Annotated in this window: 23 protein-coding genes and 1 tRNA gene; 13 read left to right on the plus strand and 11 right to left on the minus strand. The window is 38.7% G+C overall.

Going from position 1 to position 19405, the window contains the following annotated elements; all coding sequences use genetic code 11:
- On the plus strand, nucleotides 1–244 hold a 244-nt coding region (locus tag HMPREF0013_RS09710), incomplete at its 5' end, for an IS30 family transposase (protein WP_000328084.1).
- Between the two features lie 104 nt (nucleotides 245–348).
- Here HMPREF0013_RS09710 and HMPREF0013_RS09715 read toward each other — a convergent pair.
- From HMPREF0013_RS09715 to HMPREF0013_RS09725, 3 genes are all read right to left on the minus strand, one after another.
- Nucleotides 349–894: a glycoside hydrolase family 108 protein gene (locus HMPREF0013_RS09715; RefSeq protein WP_002119903.1), complete on the minus strand. Its 546-nt coding sequence runs from the start codon at nucleotides 892–894 to the stop codon at nucleotides 349–351.
- A 30-nt stretch (nucleotides 895–924) separates the two neighbouring features.
- Entirely contained in the window at nucleotides 925–1314 is a 390-nt protein-coding gene (locus tag HMPREF0013_RS09720; protein WP_002119864.1) for a hypothetical protein, read from the minus strand.
- Nucleotides 1315–1523: 209 nt separating this feature from the next.
- Entirely contained in the window at nucleotides 1524–1778 is a 255-nt protein-coding gene (locus HMPREF0013_RS09725) for a hypothetical protein (RefSeq protein ID WP_002119927.1), read from the minus strand.
- A gap of 673 nt (nucleotides 1779–2451) precedes the next feature.
- Between HMPREF0013_RS09725 and HMPREF0013_RS09730 the strand changes: the two genes are divergently transcribed.
- Entirely contained in the window at nucleotides 2452–3123 is a 672-nt protein-coding gene (locus HMPREF0013_RS09730; RefSeq protein WP_002119885.1) for an XRE family transcriptional regulator, read from the plus strand.
- 152 nt (nucleotides 3124–3275) lie between these two features.
- Here the strand turns inward: HMPREF0013_RS09730 and HMPREF0013_RS09735 are convergent, their stop codons facing one another.
- A complete protein-coding gene (locus HMPREF0013_RS09735; protein WP_002119938.1) occupies nucleotides 3276–3509 on the minus strand; it encodes a hypothetical protein in 234 nt (77 codons plus the stop codon).
- 175 nt (nucleotides 3510–3684) lie between these two features.
- Nucleotides 3685–3761: transfer RNA gene (locus tag HMPREF0013_RS09740), tRNA-Met, on the minus strand.
- A 255-nt stretch (nucleotides 3762–4016) separates the two neighbouring features.
- Here HMPREF0013_RS09740 and xseA point away from each other — a divergent pair.
- Nucleotides 4017–5282, plus strand: coding sequence for an exodeoxyribonuclease VII large subunit (gene xseA / locus HMPREF0013_RS09745; RefSeq protein ID WP_005802637.1), 1266 nt, complete (start codon nucleotides 4017–4019; stop codon nucleotides 5280–5282).
- A complete protein-coding gene (xseB, locus tag HMPREF0013_RS09750) occupies nucleotides 5272–5466 on the plus strand; it encodes an exodeoxyribonuclease VII small subunit (protein WP_002119890.1) in 195 nt (64 codons plus the stop codon). Before xseA ends, xseB begins: the two co-directional genes overlap by 11 nt.
- Nucleotides 5467–5719: 253 nt before the next feature.
- Here the strand turns inward: xseB and HMPREF0013_RS09755 are convergent, their stop codons facing one another.
- Complete coding sequence (locus HMPREF0013_RS09755; protein ID WP_002119919.1) at nucleotides 5720–5938, minus strand: hypothetical protein; 219 nt, start codon at nucleotides 5936–5938, stop codon at nucleotides 5720–5722.
- Nucleotides 5939–5986: 48 nt separating this feature from the next.
- Entirely contained in the window at nucleotides 5987–6580 is a 594-nt protein-coding gene (locus HMPREF0013_RS09760) for a LysE family translocator (protein ID WP_005802640.1), read from the minus strand.
- Between the two features lie 441 nt (nucleotides 6581–7021).
- Between HMPREF0013_RS09760 and HMPREF0013_RS09765 the strand changes: the two genes are divergently transcribed.
- Nucleotides 7022–7351, plus strand: coding sequence for a hypothetical protein (locus HMPREF0013_RS09765; RefSeq protein ID WP_002119931.1), 330 nt, complete (start codon nucleotides 7022–7024; stop codon nucleotides 7349–7351).
- A gap of 458 nt (nucleotides 7352–7809) precedes the next feature.
- Entirely contained in the window at nucleotides 7810–8166 is a 357-nt protein-coding gene (locus HMPREF0013_RS09770) for a four-helix bundle copper-binding protein (RefSeq protein WP_002119936.1), read from the plus strand.
- Nucleotides 8167–8774: 608 nt separating this feature from the next.
- Here the strand turns inward: HMPREF0013_RS09770 and HMPREF0013_RS09775 are convergent.
- The 3 genes from HMPREF0013_RS09775 to HMPREF0013_RS09785 all read right to left on the minus strand — a co-directional run bounded on the left by HMPREF0013_RS09775 (nucleotide 8775) and on the right by HMPREF0013_RS09785 (nucleotide 12158).
- Entirely contained in the window at nucleotides 8775–9182 is a 408-nt protein-coding gene (locus HMPREF0013_RS09775) for a GFA family protein (RefSeq protein WP_002119862.1), read from the minus strand.
- A gap of 27 nt (nucleotides 9183–9209) precedes the next feature.
- Complete coding sequence (gene cueR, locus HMPREF0013_RS09780; RefSeq protein WP_002119912.1) at nucleotides 9210–9611, minus strand: Cu(I)-responsive transcriptional regulator; 402 nt, start codon at nucleotides 9609–9611, stop codon at nucleotides 9210–9212.
- A 75-nt stretch (nucleotides 9612–9686) separates the two neighbouring features.
- Nucleotides 9687–12158, minus strand: coding sequence for a heavy metal translocating P-type ATPase (locus HMPREF0013_RS09785; protein WP_002119906.1), 2472 nt, complete (start codon nucleotides 12156–12158; stop codon nucleotides 9687–9689).
- A 166-nt stretch (nucleotides 12159–12324) separates the two neighbouring features.
- Between HMPREF0013_RS09785 and HMPREF0013_RS09790 the strand changes: the two genes are divergently transcribed.
- Nucleotides 12325–12525, plus strand: coding sequence for a heavy-metal-associated domain-containing protein (locus HMPREF0013_RS09790; protein ID WP_077164555.1), 201 nt, complete (start codon nucleotides 12325–12327; stop codon nucleotides 12523–12525).
- Nucleotides 12526–12582: 57 nt separating this feature from the next.
- Here the strand turns inward: HMPREF0013_RS09790 and mobR are convergent, their stop codons facing one another.
- Nucleotides 12583–14253, minus strand: a complete 1671-nt coding sequence (gene mobR, locus HMPREF0013_RS09795) for a phenol degradation transcriptional regulator MobR (protein ID WP_002119883.1) — start codon at nucleotides 14251–14253, stop codon at nucleotides 12583–12585.
- A 369-nt stretch (nucleotides 14254–14622) separates the two neighbouring features.
- Between mobR and HMPREF0013_RS09800 the strand changes: the two genes are divergently transcribed.
- Genes HMPREF0013_RS09800 through HMPREF0013_RS09825 form a run of 6 tightly spaced genes read left to right on the plus strand, consistent with a single transcriptional unit; the run spans nucleotide 14623 to nucleotide 19280 of the window.
- Entirely contained in the window at nucleotides 14623–14910 is a 288-nt protein-coding gene (locus HMPREF0013_RS09800; RefSeq protein WP_002119893.1) for a phenol hydroxylase subunit, read from the plus strand.
- A gap of 21 nt (nucleotides 14911–14931) precedes the next feature.
- Nucleotides 14932–15933, plus strand: a complete 1002-nt coding sequence (locus tag HMPREF0013_RS09805; RefSeq protein WP_002119874.1) for an aromatic/alkene monooxygenase hydroxylase subunit beta — start codon at nucleotides 14932–14934, stop codon at nucleotides 15931–15933.
- Between the two features lie 11 nt (nucleotides 15934–15944).
- Complete coding sequence (locus tag HMPREF0013_RS09810; RefSeq protein WP_000049450.1) at nucleotides 15945–16211, plus strand: MmoB/DmpM family protein; 267 nt, start codon at nucleotides 15945–15947, stop codon at nucleotides 16209–16211.
- A gap of 45 nt (nucleotides 16212–16256) precedes the next feature.
- Nucleotides 16257–17783, plus strand: a complete 1527-nt coding sequence (locus HMPREF0013_RS09815; protein WP_002119916.1) for an aromatic/alkene/methane monooxygenase hydroxylase/oxygenase subunit alpha — start codon at nucleotides 16257–16259, stop codon at nucleotides 17781–17783.
- 58 nt (nucleotides 17784–17841) lie between these two features.
- A complete protein-coding gene (locus HMPREF0013_RS09820) occupies nucleotides 17842–18204 on the plus strand; it encodes a phenol hydroxylase subunit P4 (protein ID WP_002119925.1) in 363 nt (120 codons plus the stop codon).
- A gap of 14 nt (nucleotides 18205–18218) precedes the next feature.
- A complete protein-coding gene (locus HMPREF0013_RS09825; protein WP_002119881.1) occupies nucleotides 18219–19280 on the plus strand; it encodes an NADH:ubiquinone reductase (Na(+)-transporting) subunit F in 1062 nt (353 codons plus the stop codon).
- The last annotated feature ends 125 nt before the right edge of the window (nucleotides 19281–19405 follow it).

Genomic DNA, 19405 nt, shown 5'->3' on the forward strand with positions numbered 1-19405 from the left:
ATATTTCTGTGACCCACATTCACCTTGGCAAAAAGGCACATGCGAAAATATGAATGGTTTAATTAGGCAATATTTACCTAAAGGGATTGATTTAAATCAGGCAGATCAGCATTATTTAAATCAAGTTGCCATGTCACTGAATACTCGTCCTAGAAAGGCGTTAGATTGGCTTACACCATTAGAGAAATTTGCTCAGCTTGTTGATTATCATATGGCTTTTGAAACTGTCGCACCTCATGTTTGAATTCGCCAAGCATTGCTCGACCTATTATTTGTTAAAAAGCCTTAACTCATGGTTAGGCTTTTTAACTCATTAGATCTTTAAACATGTTCTCTTCTAATACATTTTTAGAGTGTTACTCTGTTTAATATCCAACCATAAAAGAAATCTTCGTAGTTAGGGTTGTTCTCGGTAATTTCAATATAATGCTGCCCTTGCATAATATTTAAAATGCGCACAAATACTTTTTCTCCCTCTTTATTACGTCTATTTAAGTACATAGCTAGTGCTTGCAAAGTTAGAGGTCCGTACTGACCATCTACCACAAGATTTGGCCAACCTTCTTTTCCCTCTTTATTCAGCAGATTTAAAGCACGTTGTAATAAAGGCTTTGCAAAATTGACACCGCAGTTGATAGCTGTATCGAGTAACTCTTCGGCAATAGCGGGGCTAATCGTATCAATTTGGTCAAACTGAGGTTCAAGCCAGTATTTTTGCTGATAAATAGATTTAGCGACGCTTAAGGGCAAATCTTGCATGTTGCCTTGATATCCGTTCGATCGAGCAACTGCTTCTGTAATGCCAAATTTAGTCGCATGGCCATGATCTGATGGATGGTTAACATATCCGCCTTCTCGGCTGATAACTTTTTCTAAGTATTGATCAATATTCATTTTATTCTACCTTTATATTTAAAGCTGTCTTTAGCTATTTTGGAGATCATCTTTTGCTTTTTTTAGGTCTTTAATGACCTCTACAATCGTTTTACCTTCTTGTTTATTGATGAAGTTAAATATCCATCTCACAATAGCCCAGCCCGGTAAACCACAGATGAAGAAAAATCCAGATAGGGTGATCATTCCCCAAATATCGGATACCCATTCATGCAGGTTCCATTTCATAATAATGAATGAGCCGCCTGTCAGGCTTGAAACTACTGTACAGATGAGAGCAACAATCCATTCTTGTGGAGAACGAGGAAAACGCATCATCAATACAACTGCGACAACTAAGCTGACTGCCAAAGCCACCATAATTGCAATACTATAAAAATTTAAAAATGTGGCTAACCCACTGCTAGAAACTGTTTCCATGACTTTGTCCTGCGCTAAAGGGTAAAACTTGAAAACTCATCACGTTGACCAGCTTGTGGTTTTCAATGTTTATTAATCCCTTCGTTTTCTTTATTACAGTCAATAAAAAACACTAACGCTTTAAAGCAGCGCTAAATTGCAAGACGAACTTATCCTTGACCCCATTTATTTCAGGGGTCCGAGAAAGAATGTTTGTATGCTAAAGCCTGTTAGTGTGCACCGTTTAAGGCTTGTTCAATCAACTCAATCACTGTGATTGCACCAATCGCTTTTTGCATAGAGACTTGATCATCGAATTCGAATGCGTCATCTTCAAGCTCATTTACAATCTGCTTGGCCTCCTCAAGTGCCCTTTTTATTTTTTGTACCTTATATTTGTTTACGTCTTTGGCAATTGTCGGGATATACCCTCCACGTTTTGCATTTTTAAGTTGTTTAGCTCTGTTCTGCATTGCTGTAGTCATTCACTATCTCCAACTCAATGTACTCGTTAGTAAGGCGTCTTTATCGTTTGTTATTCTTGAGGTTTTGATACATTCTTTGAGCAATATAGCTAAGCTATGACTACAAATGTGTGTTCAAAACGTTTCATCTGGTACAACAATCATAAAGAACCCAACTATATGCAATTAAGCCACTAATTTATAAACAAATATTTCCTTTTCTAAAAATGTAAAAAAGTATTAAATTTTGTGGATTTAAGCTTTTTACACGCCTTAATTTTTTGACCAAAAAGTTCATATAAGGCTTTGCCGTATATCGGAAACTTTTGTTAGGTCTCACAATCTTTGTTAAATTCTTCATGTTCTTGATACCCTTTATCGACGAACATTAAGCCTGATCCACGGAATCGGGCTTTTTTTTATTCCAATTTTTGTTTTGATAGCCTGTTTGCAAATAATAATTGAGCTATCTCCCTTTTATTCTGCTACCTGTAGAAACAAAATAAATTTAGCTTCCATCTCAAAGCTTTGATAAAGCGATAAATAGTGACTTAGGTACCATTTAAATTTTCTCTATTCATCTTGAGATATAACTGATATTATAACTATAGTTATTATTAGTCAATAACTATAGTTGTTTTACTCTATATAACTTAAGTTATATATTTGTTATAAGTTTACTGGTGTAACCATTATGGCTCTTAAAGACCGTTTAAAAGACTCTAGAATTAAAGCCAAAAAAACTCAGGCTGAAGTGGCAGAAGCTGTAAAGATGTCGCAACCTGCCTATCAGGCTTTAGAGTCAGGGAAAAATTTAAAATCCGCATTTCTTCCTTTAATTGCTCAATTTTTAGGAGTGGATGGTTATTGGTTAACGACAGGGAATACTGAAGACTCTTTTAGAGAAAGTGATGTATTTAGCCCGACTGTAGTAAGTGCAGAATCTACCGATCAATATGTCTGGATTGAAGTTGTAGAAGCTAACTTTTCTTGCGGGACAGGTGAATCTATTGAATTTCACTTTGATGCTATTAATGGAAAAATTCCATTCCCTGCTTCATTCTTTAAAGAAAAACGCGTTGCTCAAGAATGCATGCGTATTATTAAAGCTAAAGGCGATAGCATGACCGACTACATTAAAGACGGTGATTTGGTGGGTATTGATATCTCTCAAACAGAAGTCATTGATGGCGAGATTTATGCGGTTTACTTTGCTGGCGAAGGAATGATTAAACAGATTTTTAAAGAGGCAGATGGCTCTTTAATTTTGCATAGCTTAAATGAAAAATTTAGAGACCGACGCGTAACAGAAGAGAACGGTAAAAACTTTAAGGTTATGGGTCGCCAGTTCTGGCGAGCAGGCTAATCTAGTTATTAAATATAATTAAAATAATAATGCACTTATTTTTAATCACTTCAGCCTTTTTATAACTTTAATTATTTATATAACCTGTAGACATAAAAAAACCTATCTCCTTTAAAAGAGATAGGTTTTCTCGCTTTATTACCATGGTTTTATCAACAATATGTATTTAAACGATAAAGTTGATTAAACCCGGCATAGAAGCTTTTACCATCTTGGTTTAACTCAATTTCTTCACCAGATTGAAGTTGAATTTTTTTACCAACTTCGACCCAACGATATCCATCGAGAGAGTTTTGTTTACGCACATGAGGAACAATCCTCACATTAATTTCGTTGCCATTTACGGCTGTGGCAATGTGCCACTCATTTACTATATTCACAATCATTCACTCATCACTGAGCTCATGTGATTTTACGGTATGTAATTAGAACGCTAGATTTAGGGTATGGACAGTTCGTCTAGAATTTAATATTTAGCTTTATATAGGGTTATTTATAAGCTAATTGCTTTTCATAATTTTCGTATTATGAAAAGTGGTACATCACAGAGCATAATATTTTTGGATGCGGGAGTCGGATTTGAACCAACGACCTTCGGGTTATGAGCCCGACGAGCTACCAGACTGCTCCACCCCGCAATTGGAAGTAAGCTTTATACGCTCATATATTTTATAAAGCAAACTTTATTTTTTAATCGGTTGTAATTATTAACAATTCTCTTTTTATTATTTTTTTATTTTAACCGTTCAGTCTAAATTCACTTATCAATTTCAATTTTTAATTCTTTAAATTGTTGTATTTATTTTAAATAGAACCCGATATTCATAGACAACAATTGCCTTGGTTGGATGGCTTTTATACTATCTAGTTTGGCCCTTTAATTTTTAGTTCGTATGTCTGAACCTCAGTTTTCCCTTAGTGAATATCTCGGCACAGTTCAGGAAGTCATACGTGTGGCTTTTGATGAGCCAGTTTGGGTAAAAGCAGAAATTCGAAATTTAAATATTAAGGGCGGTCATTACTATTTAGAACTCGCAGAAAAAGATGCAGAGACGGATAAAGTCATTGCCAGCTGTAAAGCCACGATCTGGAAATTTTCAGCAAGTAAAATTGTTTTAAAATTCGAACGTGAAACTGGAATTGAGATTTCAAGTGATTTAAATGTACTCATCAAAATTAGAGCACGTTTTGATCCTCAATATGGATTTTCGGTCAACATTGAAGAGATTGACTCAAGCTTTACATTGGGTGAAATTGCTAAACGTTACCAGCAAATTATTGAACGACTTACTCAAGAAGGTTTAATCCATAAAAATAAACTTCTTCCCACTCCTTTTGATATTCAAAATGTTTTAGTCATTGCCCCACAAAATGCTGCGGGCCTTGGTGACTTTAAAAAAGATGCAGATGCACTTGAGCGAAATGGGGTTTGCCATTTTGTGTATCACACCGCTACTTTTCAAGGAAACACGGCTGCAACCAGTTTGATTGAATCCTTAGGTTCAGGTTTAAGACAATGGGCCAGCACCTTTAACTTTCCACCTGATTTGATTGTGATTATTCGCGGTGGTGGATCGGTAAATGATTTGGCTTATTTAAATGATTACGAACTTGCCGCCCTACTTTGCAAACGTAGTGTACCGATTTGGGTAGGTATTGGTCATGAAAAAGACCGTACAATTCTTGATGAAATTGCTCATCGCTCATTTGATACACCAAGTAAAGTCATTGCTGGTATCCGAAACCACATTGTTGAACGCGTCCAAGAAGCTGTAGATAGCCTGCAAACGATTAAGCTACTTTCTCAGCATCAAATCACGACCTATCAAAGCAAAAATGATCAACTGCTTCATCACATTAAATCTTCGGCACAGAGTCAACTTAGCTCGGCACATCGTTTGCTTGACCAGATGAAAGAACGTATTCAGTTTAGCTCACAGCAACAAGTTAAATTTTCATTAGCCCAAATCGAATCTTTGATGAAAGAAATTCTTTTGCAAAACCCGAAACAGGTTCAGGCCAAGGGCTATGCAATTGTTAGATCAGAAGGAAAAGCGATTCGCTCTATACATCAAATTTCAAGCCCCGCCATTGCTATTGAGATGCAAGATGGTGTGGTTGAAGCCAACATTACACAGGTAATTCCACATGAAGAATGAAGAGTTAACGTTTAAAGATGGTCATGACATTTTGAAGAAAAATGCCGAATTACTTGAATCTCAGGAAAGCCCAGATATCGATAATTTAATGAAGATTGTTGAAGAATCTATTACGGCTTATAAAGCGTGTAAATCACGTATTGAAGCTGTTCAACAAGCTCTAGATGAGACATTCAAAGAATAAAAAAAGCCCACTCCTACTTCTCATTGAAGGAATGGGCTTAGTGAAATCCACTTAATCCTGAAATGCAAAAATGTGGATTAGGTCACATTTTTACACAGGCATAGTCCCATAACCATTTTAGATGTTCAATATTTTAATTGTGTCTATACGTTAGTTTGGCTTAATTTTCACCATCTCTTAACTAAATGACTTCTATTAAGACCATACAAAATACAAACTCTGCTCATGGTTATTGTTAAATTTAATTTAAGAGTTATTCCTCACTGAATGGACCAATTAACTGATAAATTTTGCCGTCTCTAGGGTTTTCATAGAGCAAATCCATATTGGGTAAAATAATATCATCATTAATTTCAATATGTTCAACACTTTTATGAAGCTCAAGCGCATGGTCATTCATGGGTCTAACTTTTGCCAAAGCAATTGATTCTTTATCAAACTGGTCCTTGATAATTACTTTTAATCTTGTCATGAAAATCTCCTGAAAATTAAATTTTTTAATATAAATAAAGGGTTAAGTTTAAAATGAGCTAATCGCAGAATAGCCGATTGGCATCGCAAAAAAAGTTAAAATAAATGCAGCCGTACGTTGTAAATTACGTTGGTTTAACCAAGTTACTTTGTTTGAAATTAATACGGTTCCAAAAGCAATCCATAAAAATGCAATGGGTGTAATTAATGATAAAAAAATAGCAATATGCACAAAATAAACGTGAAGCACTTCCCATGCTGCATGTGGAAAAATAGCAGAAGCAAAGAGTAAAGCTTTAGGATTTAAAAGTGTTGCAACAAATAAAGCCTTAGGCGTAATTAGTGGGCTGTCTAATTTGATATCATTTGTTGATGTTATCCAAAGTTTAAATGCAAGGTAGAGAATAAAAGTTGCACTTATTAACTTTAATAAGGCAGGAAGCCAAGGGATAAAATGTGAAACTGACTCAAGCAAAACACCCCATGAAGTAATTGCAATGAGATAACCCATCACTTCAGCAGGAATAAGTTTAAGAGACTGCTTCACCCCTGCTTGTATTCCAGCCGAGGCTAACAATGTATTTGTTGGGCCTGGAGTCAACAAAATGGTGACCACAAGTCCAATAAACATAAATGACACCATAGGCAACGAACTCTTTAGTTATGCTAGGCGAAATATGTCAAAAAGGAATATCTATTGTCGACATAATGGTTGTAACAAGAAATATTGAATTTTATTTTTTTAATTTTAAAACAAATAATTAACTCCACCTGACTACAAATTCACTTACTATTTCAATAATTTTAAATATGCAAAATCGATCACAGAAACATAGAATAAGCGCTATTTTTTCTGCTCGCTAAATAATTAAATCAAGCTTTTTTTCACAGAAAAATAAGCCGTTATTTTTAATATTTAACCCTTATTTAGCTTATTTAATAAACGCTTTTTTCTGACTTGAAATTTGAAAAATGATCAATATATAAACAACTAGAAATCGTGATTTTACTGAATATGATGTCCCGTTCCCCATCAATTCTTTGATTGTCGCTTTCATCAAATAAATCAGATGATGGAGGATGCATGATGAATGCTTATGTTCGCCCTCATCCAGATGGTTTTAAATCTTATTTAGGTAAGAATCAGAAAACCGGACTCTACATTGTACGAGTTGGTTGGACGGTTTATGAAATGAATGGCAATGGCTCTGTGCTATACATTGTTAAGAACGAAGATACGATTCCGTTGGATGTAGAAAAGTTTAAAACTGATCGCCCCAAAATTTATGCTGCTCTTCTAAGTGAAGTTCAGTTTCAACGCAAGAAACAACTTGCGATTGATCTCCAGAAATCAAACATCCCTTCTTATGACCGTAAAGCCTACAAAAAACGGCGTGGCTTTATAGACTCTTAAGTAAAGGTTTCACTTTAAACTCATATAGAAAAAGCACCCTTAGGTGCTTTTTCTTTTAACGACCAGTTGTAATTAATACGAGCATACTCAGTATTAAAGTGCTTAATGATCGTTTGCAATGTATGTGGACTTCATGCTCAGCTCCGTGAGCAAATTGATTAACGTTTTCCATTTCGTGTGCCCTTAAAGTTCACACTGATAATTTGCACAATTTTCACACAATAAGAAATTAGCCAAAAGTATTATATCGAATCAAATTTTAAATCTAATGCTGGGCAAATAGTTTTGAAATTTATAACTGAAGTAGCTAGATGTAACATTCTTATACGAGGTTAAACCCTATTGAGCGTTTGTAGACCTTTCATTTCAAACTCACCTACCAAAGAAATGATTTTATAAAATGAAAAGAGATAACAATATTCTGTTTTTTAATAATAGTCTTCGACAGGAGAACTTTTATGGAAACTCAACAAGAAACCAACTCTTCTTTATTTTGTAATGCTTCTACCTCAATTCAAGCATGTATTGAATGTATGATTGCCTGCAAAACATGTGCAGCAGCATGTTTGCAAGAAGAACATGTAAGTATGATGCGTGAATGTATTAAGCATTGCATGACATGTGTAGAAACCTGCCAACTTTGTACGTCTTTAGAACTCAGAAACTCTGAGCTAGCAGAATCAGCTATGCAACTTTGTGCGAACGCTTGTCAACTTTGTGCAGCAGAATGCAGTAAACATGACCATGAACACTGCCAAGTTTGTGCTAAAGCATGTTTTGCTTGCGCACAAGCTTGTCTAGCATATCGTTCCTAAGTGGTATTCACAACTTTAAGCCTACGCAATCTTTAGATCGTAGGCTAATTAAAATATTTTAGATAACAGTAAATTAGATATTTTTTATTTAAGCTGATTACAATTTTTACTTTTTTACAGGCATAAAAAAAACCCGCATCTTGGGGAAAATGCAGGCTCTTAGATCTCCCACAACGACCATGAGTTCATTATTAAACTTGAACTTTAAACCGTTAACCAAATGTACCCTTAATAAAAACAAATTGCAATACAGAAAAGTCTGTATATTTGAAATATTTTATTATTTTTACATTACTTTTTCATAAATAGTTTAAAAGTATAAGATATTTCCAAATAAGAAATATCTTTTTTACAGGCATTAAAAAAGCCCGTTTCACGGGCTTTTCTGCAACGGTGAGCAATGTAAGCGTTGTGTCTATCCAACTCTTGTTTGCTCTTTGCTAGCTATATGTAAGGTCTTATCGTATCTTTTGCCCTGTCCCAAGTTTCCCTGTGGAGCGAGGAGATATTACGATTACCTTAGGTACAGTTATAGCACATTATTTATTCATGACTAGTCTTGTTCACGTTTTTTTACAAATGAACAAAATACGATCTAACCTTAATATTTAAGGGTTTTCTACCCCATTTGGATATTGGCGAGCGTCATCACAAATTGGATACCACTTCACTTGTGAATTGACAAAAGCATGAGAGATGACTGGCATCGATATTTCTTCATTAATAAGTCCGACCCTCAGGCGTACCACTTCTGGCTTATCTAGACGTTCACTCCAGATCGGTGAACCGCAAGTTTTACAGAACACTCTCTTTTTGTTTGGAGAAGCAAAATACGCTTGCAAAAGATTTTCACCCTGTACAATGTTTAAATCAGTTTTCTGTACCTGTGTAATAGCTGCAAAAGCAGCCCCTTGTGCTTTTTGGCATTGTTTACAATGACAAACCATAATGGGATTTAATTCAGCATTAATGCTGAGTTGAACACCATTACAAAGACAAGAAGCTGTATAAATCATGATTTTACCTTTTTATTTTTATGGGATTTAGCTTACACCCACCCCTTTTTCAATATGATCTAAAATGGCACAAGAAGCCTGTTGGTCGCCACAGCAATCATCGGCAGAAGCCTGCAAAATATTAACCATTTCTTGTAGGTGGGCAATTTTTTGCTTTAATTCGTCAATGTGTTTGACGGTTAAGGCTTTCACCTCTGCACTATGCCGATCAGTATTTTTCCAAAGTGAAATAAGCTCTTTCATCTGTTCAGATGAAAAACCTAACTCTCGAGCATGCTTTAAAAAGTTTAAAGTTTTAAGGTCTGTTTCTGAATAGATGCGATAGCCAGAAGCAGAACGCTGAGCTGCTTCAAGTAAACCGATTTCTTCATAGTAGCGAATCATTTTCGCCGAAATGCCCGAATGTTTGGATGCCTGACCGATATTCATCTCACACCTCAAATATTAAATTTGGTTTAAGACCTGCTGTCATGATCTTAAACCAAAAGTTGATTTTCAGCACGCTTACTCTACTGGCGCATGAAAGCGTTTTAAGCGTAATGCATTGCCTAAAACAAAGACCGAAGAAAGTGCCATCGCGCCTGCTGCAAACATCGGTGAAAGTAACACACCAAATGCTGGATATAATGCCCCTGCTGCAATTGGAATTAGGGCTACGTTATATACAAATGCCCAGAACAGGTTTTGACGTATGTTTCGCATGGTGGCTTTACTTAATGCAATTGCATTCGGTACGCCTTTTAAACTACCTGACATGAGCACAACATCAGCTGCTTCGATGGCAACATCTGTTCCTGTACCAATAGCTAAACCTACATCTGCTTGCGCCAAGGCTGGTGCATCGTTAATACCATCACCAACAAAAGCTAAGCACCCATACTGTTTTTGCAGTTGGCGGACTGTGTCCACTTTGCCCTCGGGTAAAACCTCTGCCACAACTTCGTCAATGTTCAGCTTTTTGGCAATTGCTTGCGCCGTATGACGGTTGTCTCCTGTAATCATGGCAACCTTGAGGCCTAATTGATGCAAGGCCTCAATCGCAGCATAGGTTGTTTCTTTAATTGGATCTGCCACGGCAATAATTGCTGCAAGTTGCTGGTCAATGGCAACATAGAGTGGTGTTTTGCCTTCTTCACCTAACTGAGCAGCAATCGCTTGGAATGAGTTGGTATCTAAACCAAGTTGATGCATATAACGGTCTGCGCCAATTTGTACTTTCTGGCCTGAAACTTCTGCTTCAATACCTGAACCTGTAATCGAGTTAAATGCTGTTACTGGTAATAAGTTTAAGCCTTCACTCTCTGCTGCTTGAACAATCGCGAGTGCAATCGGATGTTCAGACTTGGCTTCGACTGAGGCAACTAAAGTCAGCACTTGTTCACGCTCAAAACCTGATTGCACATTAAAGTCAGTCAGTGTCGGTTTACCTTCGGTGAGTGTGCCCGTTTTATCAACTGCAACTACTTGAGCTTCTTGTAAAAGCTGCAAAGCTTCACCTTTACGGAACAAGACACCTAACTCGGCACCACGTCCAGTACCAACCATAATAGAAGTTGGTGTTGCAAGCCCCATCGCACAAGGACATGCAATAATCAGTACTGCAACGGCATTCACCAATCCAAAAGTGAGCGCAGGTTCTGGCCCAAAAATAAACCAAACCAAGAAAGTAATTGCAGCAATTAACATCACTACAGGTACAAACCACATGGTGACTTTATCGACTAAGCCCTGAATCGGAAGTTTAGAACCTTGGGCTTGTTCAACCATACGAATAATTTGTGAAAGTACAGATGAGCTACCCACTGCGGTTGCCCGAATGTTCAGTGTTCCGTTTTGATTGACCGTACCACCGACCACCTGTTGTCCCACTACTTTTTCAACAGGAACTGGTTCACCCGTAATCATAGATTCATCAATGTAGCTGTGCCCTTCAACCACTTCACCATCGACTGGCACACGTTCACCCGGCCGAATTTCTACAATAGTTCCACTGACCACTTCGGCAACAGCAACTTCAACCACTTGACCGTCACGTTGAATACGAGCTGTTTTGGGCTGCATTCCTACTAAATGTTGAATAGCTTGTGAAGTACGCCCTTTGGCTTTGGCTTCAAAATATCGCCCAAGCAAAATTAAACTGACAATAACGGCAGCCGCTTCAAAGTAAACATTGACGGTACCTTGGGGTAATACCTGCGGCATAAAGGTTGCTACGACCGAGAAACTGTAGGCAGCCAAAGTGCCAACAGCAACCAACGAGTTCATATCTGGTGCCAAACGCCACAGGGCTGGAATCCCTTTTTGGTAAAAACGGCGACCTGGAAAAACGAGAACTAATGTGGTCAAAGCAAACTGTAAAAGCCAGCTATTGTATTGACCAATCGTGTCCATGATCCACATGTGAAAAGCTGGAATGAGATGTGAACCCATTTCCAGAATAAACACAGGTAAGGCCAACACAATCGAAATGATCAAATCTTTTTTAAGCTGATCTAACTCTGATGCTTTTTTGTCGAGCTGCTCATCTTGATTTTTTTCAGATGCTTTCGCGTCATAACCTGCTTTTTTAACAGCACGAATTAGGTCTTCAACATTGACTGATGCATCTGCCTGCACCCAAGCTTGCTCTGTTGCTAAGTTGACTGTGGCTTCTTGAACGCCGTCTACTTTTTTAAGGGCTTTTTCAACACGAGCAACACAAGATGCACAAGTCATACCCTCAATAGACAACTCCACTGGCGCAGCTTTTGGAACATCATACCCTGCTCGTTCAACTGCTTTAACCAGTGCTTCACGCTGAATCGGTTGATTTGAATAAACAACGGCTTTTTCTGTTGCCAAATTAACGTTAGCAATCTCTACATTTTCAACTTTCTTAAGTGCTTTTTCGACACGACCTACACACGAGGCACAGGTCATGCCCTCAATTGAGAGTGTTTCACTATATGCTGGCAATTTTGTGTTTTTTGAGTCCATCAAACACCTCTGCAAATCTACAAAATTTAATATTCTGTATTGAGCATACAGATTCCCATCATGGGAAGGTCAAGCATATTTTTTTAAAAATTTGGTCTTGACCTTACAATCATGACAAGGTTTAGACTCAGTGTTATCCAAACAAACATCTCATTCTTGATGGAGTATGAACATGAAACTACTTATTGAAAATATGACTTGTGGTGGCTGCGCTCGTGGCGTGACTGCGACGATTCAAGATATCGACCCAAATGCAAAAGTAGATGTAGATTTAGCGACCAAAATCGTGACTGTTGAAAGCAGTGAAAGCGTCGATAAAATTACCGAAGCACTTGAAGAAGATGGTTTCCCAGCGAAAGTGCAATAGTCGATAAGGCCTAACGTTTAAAGTTAGGCCTTTATTTTTGAGCTTGTTGATATTGACTCAAAGCTGAAATTTTTTAATTCGATAATCCAGTGCTGCCCGAGTTAGCCCCAATAAACGTGCCGCTTCAGACACATTATGATTTGCCTTTTTTAAAGCCGTTAAAATTAACTGCTTCTCGTGTTCTTCTAAATTAAACTCTGCCTGCAACAATTGCTCAAAGTCGGTTTCAACAACTACAGCCTGCTCTGGTTCATGCTTGATCTGTGGGAAAATGGCATTTAACTTAATCAGTTGCTGATCATCCGTTAATAAAACAGCCCTTTCTAATAAATTTTCCAACTCACGAATATTTCCCGGCCATTCATATTGCTGCATAAAAACTTTGGTCTTTTCACTTACACCCTGAATGGTTTTGCCGTACATTTTTTCAAAGCGATGAAGAAAATGTTCAACCAATAAAGGAATATCTTCACGGCGCTCTCGCAAAGGCGGGATCTGCACAGGGAAAATATTTAAGCGATAATATAAATCTGCCCGAAATCGCCCTGTTTTTACAGCCTGCTCAAGATCTTCATTGGTTGCTGTAATTACACGGATATCTAAAATACGTGTCTGTGAATCTCCTACTCGCTCAAATTCACCTTCCTGCAAAATGCGTAATAGTGCTGCTTGTGCACGAGGTGAAAGCTCAATCACCTCGTCTAAAAAAATCGTACCACCATTGGCTCGTTCAAACTTCCCCAAGCGAAATTGATGCGCTCCTGTATAAGCCCCTTTTTCTACCCCAAATAACTCAGACTCAATTAACTCTGGTGGAATCGCTGCACAGTTTACTGCAATAAAAGGTTGGTCTTTTCTTTGGCTATTTGCATGAACTCCTCGAGCAAAAGCTTCTTTACCAACGCCGGTTTCACCTTGTAGCAAAATAGAAACTTTCGAACCTGCTGCTTTTGTTAATAATGCACAGACCTGTTTATAAGATGCTGACTTACCCACAGAACTAAATAATTGGTAATCGGCTTCACTGTCGCTATAAATTGATTTTTTAAGTTCAAAAAGTTCAGCCTGCAACGCAATTAGTTCTTTTTCCATGGGTTCGGGAGACATGAACTGAATCAGTTCATCAGCATTTTCCCACTCTTCTAAAGGCTTACCAATAATACGGCAATGCTCATCGCCGCAAGCTTTACACTCTATTTCTTGATAAATAATGGTCATGCCCGTCGCAAAACTACTGTAGCCGCACGCATAACCCAGAAGCATCCAGCACGCAGGTTCATCACTTGGGCCAAAATGCTCTAAATGCACATCGGCTTCAAAAGAATTGAGCCAATTTAAATCGGCATAAAACTGTTTTTTATCGTGGCTTAAATTGAGCTGGTTGGCCTGTACTTGCACCATTCCACGAATGGCGTGCATTTGTGGACCCGCCATAAAAGCATCGTGTTCATTTAAATCGGGACGCATTTTTGTAGTAACTTCTGCATCTTTTAACCCAGCTTGATAACCTAAACGAATAAAAAAACGCTTGGTCCGTTCAAGCCCAATCATGTGCGCTAAGTCTTTACGCAAATATCCCATAATGCTGGTGTGTAAAAGCAGCATCCGATATTCATCAAACCAGATTTGGCCGTGGGCAGTATCAAAGTGCAATTTAGACAGCAAATCGTGAATTTCTTGCGGATGATCTGCGTATCGTCCCGTTGTATCGTATTTTACTCGAGCCATGAGTGATCTGTTTTAATCCATTAAACACATTTGGGTTTTATCTCATCTTATCGAAGAACCAGATAAATGTCCTAGTATCTTAAAGACATAACTTCATACTAAAAAAGTATTTCTAAATCTCTCCATTTAAAGCCTCAAACAATCTAAAAAGAAATTTTTACGACCCTATTCATCAAATCATGAATATCTCTATTTCACCATTCAAAAAAATTCATGAAATGGTGAATTTAAAAAATTCCTCATTTTCCATAAAAATCTTAATTAATTGTTTTTAATAATAAAAATAAAGTTGGCATAGCTTTTGTAAAGCTTATAGCGAGAGCAAGGAGCATTCATCAATTTCAAGACCATGTCTTGATGGAGTACAGCATGACGCAACCTCAAGTCGAAGCATTAACCAAATATATTCGGGTCACTGGCGACTTAAACGCAGAGTTTATCGAATTCGATTTTGCCATTCACGATCCAAGTCTATTTGTGGAACTGGTTTTGCCTAAACATGCATTTAATGATTTTTGTAAGACCAATCAAGTGGTTGAAATGACCCAAGAGCAGCAAGCTTTTAACGATGCTCAGGAAGAAAAATGGCGCTATGGCACTGAAGCAACCTTAGTCGGCACGCAACGTAATAGCAACGATCAAGATGATCAGATGTAAAAAATATAAGGAGATAAAGCCATGACTTTAGAAATCAAAACGTCAAATGTCGAACCTATTCGCCAGAACTACGCCTATATCGAAAGACGATTTGGTAGTAAGCCAGCAACTCGATATCAAGAAGTAAGTTTTGATGTACAGGCAGAAACTAACTTTCACTATCGTCCTTTGTGGAAACCTGAAAAGACCTTAAATGATAAAACCCATACTGCCCTGCAAATGCAAGACTGGTATGCATTTAAAGATCCACGTCAATTCTATTATGGAACTTATGTTCAGCACCGTGCGCGTTTACAGGACACAGCCGAAAGTAATTTTGCTTTTTTCGAAAAACGTCAGCTTGCAGAGCATTTGTCTGACGAAGTCAAAGCCAAGGTTATTGAATGCCTATTGCCATTTCGCCACGTTGAACAAACTGCAAACTTACACATGATGTCTGGCAGTGCCTATGGTTATGGCACCGTACTTACCCAAGCTTGTATTTATGCCGCGATGGATCATTTAGGAATTGCGCAGTACATCTCACGGATTGGCTTAGCTTTAGATGGCAACAGCGGCGACTCACTACAGCAGGCAAAACAGGCTTGGATGCAACATCCTGCATGGCAAGGCTTACGCCGTCTGTGTGAAGAAAGCCTCACCGAGCAAGACTACTTCAAACTCTTTTTATTACAAAATCTTGTGATTGACGGCTTTGTGACCGAGCTTGTTTATCAACAGTTTGATCAGTGGTTAGTGAGTCAAAATGCTCGTGACTTAGCCATGCTGACTGAATTTATGAAAGACACTTTAGGTGATTTACGTAAGTGGTCAGACACCGTCATTAAAACTGCGGCAGCAGAATCCGATCATAACAAACAGCTATTAAATGAATGGTTCACCCAGTCTTTAGCTCAAGTAAAAGCAGCCTTTACACCTTGGGCAACAGCAGCCTTAACAGCAGATGCAGTCGATCAAGCAGAACAAGTCGTGATTGATCGCGCAAAAAAACTCGGCCTACAACTAGAACTTGCAAATGCTTAAGGAGAAGCAACATGTCTAAAGTCTATCTCGCGTTACAAGACAACGATACTTCACGCTACATCCTTGAAGCGATTGAAGAAGATAACCCTGAAGCTTCAATTCAGTATTTACCCGCCATGATCCGAATTGAAAGTGAAACTGATTTGGTCATTAAAGCCGAAACCGTATCTGAAAAACTAGGCCAAGATTGGGATATCCAATCGTTACAACTCAACATGATTACGCTGGGCGGCAACGTCGAAGAAGATGACGATACTTTCCGCCTTCACTGGAATTAATCACAACATAGACGTTGTTTAACAAAGATTTAAGGATGATCAATCATGACAACTCAAACGAAAGAAACCAGCAAAAAATTAAATGCGAAAGATCGTTACCGCACATTAACCCGTGATCTGGACTGGGACTTTTCCTATGCTGACCGTAAAGAGGCCTTCCCTTATGAAGAGTTTGAAGGTATCAAAATTACGGACTGGTCTAAATGGGAAGATCCTTTCCGCTTAACCATGGATGCTTACTGGAAATATCAGGCAGAAAAAGAGAAAAAACTTTATGCCATTTTTGATGCCTTTGCTCAAAACAATGGTCAGATGAATGTCAGCAATGAACGCTACTTAAATGCGATCAAACTCTTTTTAACGGCGGTTACTCCACTTGAATATCAAGCTTATCAAGGCTATGCACATGTAGGCCGCCAGTTTAGTGGAATTGGAGCACGTATTGCTTCTCAGATGCAGTCGATTGATGAGCTGCGTCATGTACAGACCCAAATTCATGCCATGAGCCATTACAACAAGTTCTTTGATGGTTTTCAGGATTGGGCGCACATGCATGACCGCGTTTGGTATTTGTCTGTGCCTAAATCATTTTTTGAAGATGCCCGTTCTGCTGGCCCTTTCGAATTTTTATTAGCGATTAGTTTTGCTTTTGAATATGTACTTACCAACTTGCTGTTTGTGCCATTTATGTCAGGTGCAGCTTATAACGGCGATATGGCAACCGTAACCTTTGGTTTTAGTGCGCAGTCAGATGAAGCTCGCCACATGACGCTTGGTCTTGAAATCGTGAAATTCTTGCTCGAACAACATGAAGACAACGTACCTATTGTTCAGGAATGGATTGATAAATGGTTCTGGCGTGGGACACGTTTGCTTTCAATTGTAGGCATGATGATGGATTACATGCTGCCAAACAAAGTGATGTCTTGGAAAGAAGCTTGGGAAGTTTACTTTGAACAAGCAGGCGGCGCACTATTTAAAGATTTGAGCCGTTATGGCATTCGTATGCCGAAATATAGCGATGTCATTGTGAAAGAAAAAGAGCATGTCTCACATCAGGCATGGTGGATTTTCTATAACTTTGGTCATGCTGCCGGTTTCCATACTTGGATTCCAACTGACGAAGAAATGGATTGGTTATCGGCTAAATATCCAGACACTTTCGATAAATACTACCGTCCAAAATGGGAGCTGGCTCGCAAAATGGAAGCCGAGGGTAAACGCTTCTATAGCGCAGGTTTACCACAGCTTTGTCAGGTTTGTCAGATTCCAATGACCTTTACCGAAATGGGTGATGACCCAACTCAGTTTAGTTATCGCCATAGCATCTACCAAGGCGAACACTACCACACCTGTTCAGATGGCTGTCATGACATTTTCGAACGCGAGCCTGAGAAATATATACAAGCATGGCTACCTGTAAATCAAATTTTGCAAGGCAACTGTGGTGGCGGTGACCTCGAAACCATGCTCCGTGATTATTACCGCATGAATGTCGGCGCCGACAATCTGGATATTGAAGGCTCACCAGATCAACAACGCTGGAAAAAATGGAAAGGCAACGCAGCTTAAGCACAAGGAATTTTCAGGCAGTGATCAAGCTGCCTGATAGGAAATAAGGAGATTGAACATGACTGTTCGCGCGATACACAACAATTATCAATTTGAACCACTTGATTTGCAAAAAAATTATGGCGATCAATTCTTACTTTACGTGGGTTGGGATCATCACACCCTTTTTTGCTCGGCACATGCCATGCTTGCCTCGCCTCAACAAACTTTTGAACAGTTGATTGAGCAACAAATTACAGGTGGTTTTGCCCAACATCCAGATTTTGCCAAAATTGATTGGTCAAAAGTGCAATACACCTTAGATGGTCAAACAATCGAACCAGAGAGTACAAAAACTTTGGCAGAGCTTGGTTTTGGGCATAAGTCATTACTTCGTTTCGTTACGCCAGAGTTAAATGGCTATAACGACAGCTACGTTTAATTCGGAGGTGTGTCATGAGTTATCAAGTCACCATTGAACCGATCGGAACAACGATTGAAGTAGAAGAAGACCAAACCATTTTAGATGCTGCCCTACGTCAAGGCGTTTGGTTACCCTTTGCCTGTGGTCATGGCACTTGCGGGACATGTAAGGTTCAAGTCACCGATGGTTTTTATGATGTCGGTGAAGCCTCTCCCTTTGCGCTCATGGATATTGAACGTGATGAAAATAAGGTGCTTGCCTGCTGCTGCAAACCACAATCCGACATGATCATTGAAGCCGATGTCGATGAAGACCCAGATTTCTTAGGTCATTTGGTTCAAGACTTTCAAGCGACAGTAATTGAAATAAAAGACCTGTCGCCGACCATCAAAGGAATCCGACTACAACTAAATCGTCCAATTGAGTTCCAAGCGGGTCAATATATCAATGTCCAGTTCCCATATATTGAAGGAACTCGTGCATTTTCAATTGCTAATTCGCCAAGTGAAGTGGGCATTGTTGAGCTGCATATTCGTAAAGTTGAAGGCGGTGCAGCGACGACTTATGTGCATGAACAACTTGCCACAGGTGATCAGCTTGATATTTCAGGCCCTTATGGACAATTTTTTGTACGCAAGTCAGATGATCAAAACGCCATCTTCATTGCAGGTGGTTCAGGTCTTTCAAGTCCACAATCGATGATTTTAGATTTACTTGAGTCTGGAGATAGTCGCACGATTTACCTCTTCCAAGGAGCACGAGACTTGGCAGAGCTATACAACCGAAATTTGTTTGAACAACTCGTAAAAGACTATCCGAACTTCCGTTATATCCCTGCTCTCAATGCACCAAAAGCAGAAGACCAATGGACTGGATTTACCGGATTTGTGCACGAGGCTGTTGCCGATTACTTTGAAAATCGATGTGGTGGACACAAAGCGTATTTGTGTGGACCACCCATCATGATCGACTCGGCAATTTCAACACTCATGCAAAGTCGCTTATTCGAACGGGACATTCACACTGAACGGTTCTTAAGTGCAGCAGATGGCGCTGCTGGACAATCGCGTTCGGCTTTATTTAAACATATTTAAAGATAAATTTTTAAGCACTCCGCTTTTTCAAATGAGCTTTGTATTTGTAATTTAGAAAGAAAATACAAGGCTCACAGGAGTTCTGCATCCCAAATTTTTAGACTAAACAGACTTAAGTTTTTAAA

The organism is Acinetobacter sp. SH024, from assembly GCF_000163635.1.
GTDB lineage: Bacteria > Pseudomonadota > Gammaproteobacteria > Pseudomonadales > Moraxellaceae > Acinetobacter > Acinetobacter pittii.